The 3,095-nt window shown below is 59.7% G+C and carries 3 protein-coding genes; 2 read left to right on the top strand and 1 reads right to left on the bottom strand.

Annotation, left to right across the window (positions count from 1 at the left end):
- Window positions 1-35 precede the first annotated feature (35 nt).
- Window positions 36-1,868 (top strand): ABC transporter ATP-binding protein, encoded by a 1,833-nt coding sequence (locus AC1DRJ_RS22785; protein WP_477804136.1) that lies wholly within the window; start codon window positions 36-38, stop codon window positions 1,866-1,868.
- A gap of 287 nt (window positions 1,869-2,155) precedes the next feature.
- Window positions 2,156-2,854, top strand: coding sequence for an aquaporin Z (aqpZ, locus tag AC1DRJ_RS22790; RefSeq protein ID WP_477804134.1), 699 nt, complete (start codon window positions 2,156-2,158; stop codon window positions 2,852-2,854).
- Between the two features lie 15 nt (window positions 2,855-2,869).
- On the opposite strand, the gene AC1DRJ_RS22795 is transcribed toward aqpZ, so the two are convergent.
- On the bottom strand, window positions 2,870-3,095 hold a 226-nt coding region (locus AC1DRJ_RS22795), incomplete at its 5' end, for a peptidogalycan biosysnthesis protein (RefSeq protein ID WP_477804135.1).

The following is a 3,095-nucleotide window of genomic DNA, read 5'->3' on the forward strand; positions in this document are numbered from 1 at the left end:
GTTCAATGGAGAGCCCGTGCGCGGGCGGAGAACTGATGCTTTATCGCCGTTTTGAAAAACTGATCGACGTATTCCGCGATGCACCGACGGCGGCGCCGCCGAATCGGGTTTTCCCTTTCTATACCTATTACTTGAAGCAAGTCTGGCCGAGTTTCGCCGCCCTGCTGATCGTTGGCCTTTTTGGGGCGCTGATCGAAGTGGCGCTGTTCAGCTACCTGAGCCGCATCATCGACCTCGCCCAAGGCACGCCCAACGTCAATTTCTTCAAGGAACACGGCATCGAACTGGCCTGGATGGCGGTGGTGGCGCTGATCCTGCGCCCGGTGTTTGTTGGGCTGCACGACCTGCTGGTGCACCAGACCCTGAGCCCCAGCATGACCAGCATGATCCGCTGGCAGAACCACAGTTACGTGCTCAAACAGAGCCTCAATTTTTTCCAGAACGACTTCGCCGGGCGCATTGCCCAACGCATCATGCAGACTGGCAACTCTTTGCGCGATTCGGCGGTGCAAGCGGTGGATGCACTGTGGCATGTGCTGATCTACGCGATCAGTTCGCTGGTGTTGTTTGCCGAAGCAGACTGGCGCCTGATGATCCCGCTGCTGAGCTGGATCGCTGCGTACATGGGTGCGCTGTATTACTTCGTGCCACGGGTCAAAGAGCGTTCGGTGGTGTCTTCCGATGCGCGTTCCAAACTGATGGGACGGATCGTCGACGGCTACACCAACATCACCACGCTGAAACTGTTCGCCCACACCAAYTTCGAACAGCARTACGCCMRSGAAGCCATCRARGAACAGACSGWGAARGCGCAACTGGCCGGCCGCGTGGTCACMAGCATGGACGTGGTCATCACCAGCATGAACGGYTTGCTGATCGTCWSCACCACCGGCCTGGCCCTGTGGTTGTGGACGCAGTCGCTCATCACTGTGGGKGCGATTGCCCTGGCCACCGGCCTGGTGATCCGCATCGTCAACATGTCCGGCTGGATCATGTGGGTGGTCACCGGCATCTTCGAAAACATCGGCATGGTTCAGGACGGCTTGCAGACTATCTCCCAACCGGTCAGCGTGATGGATCGAGACGAGGCCAAACCACTGGCCGTCGCCCGGGGCGAAGTGCGTTTCGAGCACGTTGATTTCCACTACGGCAAGAAGAGCGGGATCATCGGCGACCTCAATCTAAACATCAAAGCGGGTGAAAAAATCGGCCTGATCGGTCCGTCCGGCGCCGGCAAATCGACCTTGGTCAACCTGCTGTTGCGCTTGTATGACGTGGAGGGAGGGCGAATCCTCATCGACGGTCAGAACATTGCCGAGGTCGGTCAGGAAAGCCTGCGCGAGCGCATCGGCATGATCACGCAGGACACGTCGCTGCTGCACCGCTCGATCCGCGACAATTTGCTGTATGGCAAACCCGACGCCACCGACGCCGAACTCTGGGAAGCGGTGCACAAGGCCCGCGCCGACGAGTTCATCCCGTTGCTCACGGATGCCGAAGACCGCACGGGTTTCGATGCGCATGTGGGTGAGCGCGGAGTGAAACTGTCTGGCGGTCAGCGTCAGCGCATAGCGATTGCCCGCGTGCTGCTCAAGGATGCGCCGATCCTGATTATGGACGAGGCGACGTCGGCCCTCGATTCGGAGGTGGAAGCGGCCATCCAGGAAAGCCTGGAAACCCTGATGCAGGGCAAAACCGTGATCGCCATCGCCCACCGGCTTTCGACCATTGCCCGGATGGACCGCCTGGTGGTCCTGGAAAACGGCAAGATCGCCGAGACCGGCACCCACGCCGAACTGCTGGCCCATGGCGGGTTGTATCCACGGTTGTGGCAGCACCAGACAGGGGGTTTTGTCGGAATCGATTAACTCAAAACCACCACCATCCCATGTGGGAGCGAGCCTGCTCGCGATGGCGGTCTGACCTCCAACATTGATGTCGACTGGCACTCCCCCATCGCGAGCAGGCTCGCTCCCACACGGGTCTCCTACACTCCAGATACCGCCTCAGCCTCTCAACCACGGGCTCTGGCGGTTTTTTATGGGCACTGGAATTCTCAAAAAACCCTGCTGTACTCAGCCAAGGATCTGGAGATGGTTCTGCGGTCCATCTGCTGGATGCGAAAGACATAAAAACTTCGAAAGGACACGCTCTCATGTCTCTATTCAAACGTTCAGCGACAGAGTTGGTAGGTACGTTCTGGCTGGTGTTGGGGGGTTGTGGCAGTGCGGTGCTCGCCGCCGCCTTCCCGGATGTAGGCATCGGTTTACTGGGGGTGGCCCTGGCGTTTGGGTTGACGGTGCTGACCATGGCGTTCGCTATCGGCCATATCTCCGGTTGCCACCTCAACCCGGCGGTGTCGCTGGGGCTGGTGGTCGGCGGACGGTTCCCGGCCAAGGAGCTACCGGCTTACATTATTGCGCAGGTGATTGGCGGGGTGATTGCAGCGGCGTTGCTGTACTTCATTGCCAGCGGCAAGCCCGGTTTCGACTTGGCCGGTGGCCTGGCCTCCAACGGCTATGGCGAACACTCCCCCGGCGGATATTCCATGGTGTCAGGGTTTGTCTGTGAACTGGTGATGACGGCAATGTTCATCCTGATCATCCTAGGAGCCACCGACAAGCGCGCCCCAGCGGGACTTGCCCCCATCGCCATCGGCCTGGGCCTGACTCTGATCCACCTGATCTCGATTCCGGTCACCAATACCTCGGTCAACCCGGCGCGCAGCACCGGTCCGGCACTGATCGTCGGTGGCTGGGCCATTCAACAGCTATGGATGTTCTGGGTCGCGCCGCTGTTGGGTGCGGTGATCGGCGGCATCACCTATCGCTGGCTGGGCAAAGAAGACACTTAAGGCCTTGGACGAGGATCAGTCTTGCCGGTAAGGCAAGGCGGTCCTCGCCTCCTCGGCATACGCCAACACCCCAACACGCTCTTGCTGCAGGAAGTCTTTGACCGCCGCTTTCAGACCTGCGTGACGCAGGTAATGCCAGGAGTGGGTGATTACCGGTTCAAACCCGCGAATCAATTTATGCTCGCCTTGGGCACCGGCGTCGAAACGTTGAAAGCCATTGGCAATCGCATACTCCATGCCC

It is taken from the genome of Pseudomonas sp. P5_B2 (assembly GCF_056400445.1).

Coding starts and splice junctions, on each gene's coding strand:
- aqpZ (WP_477804134.1), top strand. CDS start 2,156: ATGTCTCTATTCAAACGTTCAGCGACAGAGTTGGTAGGTACGTTCTGG.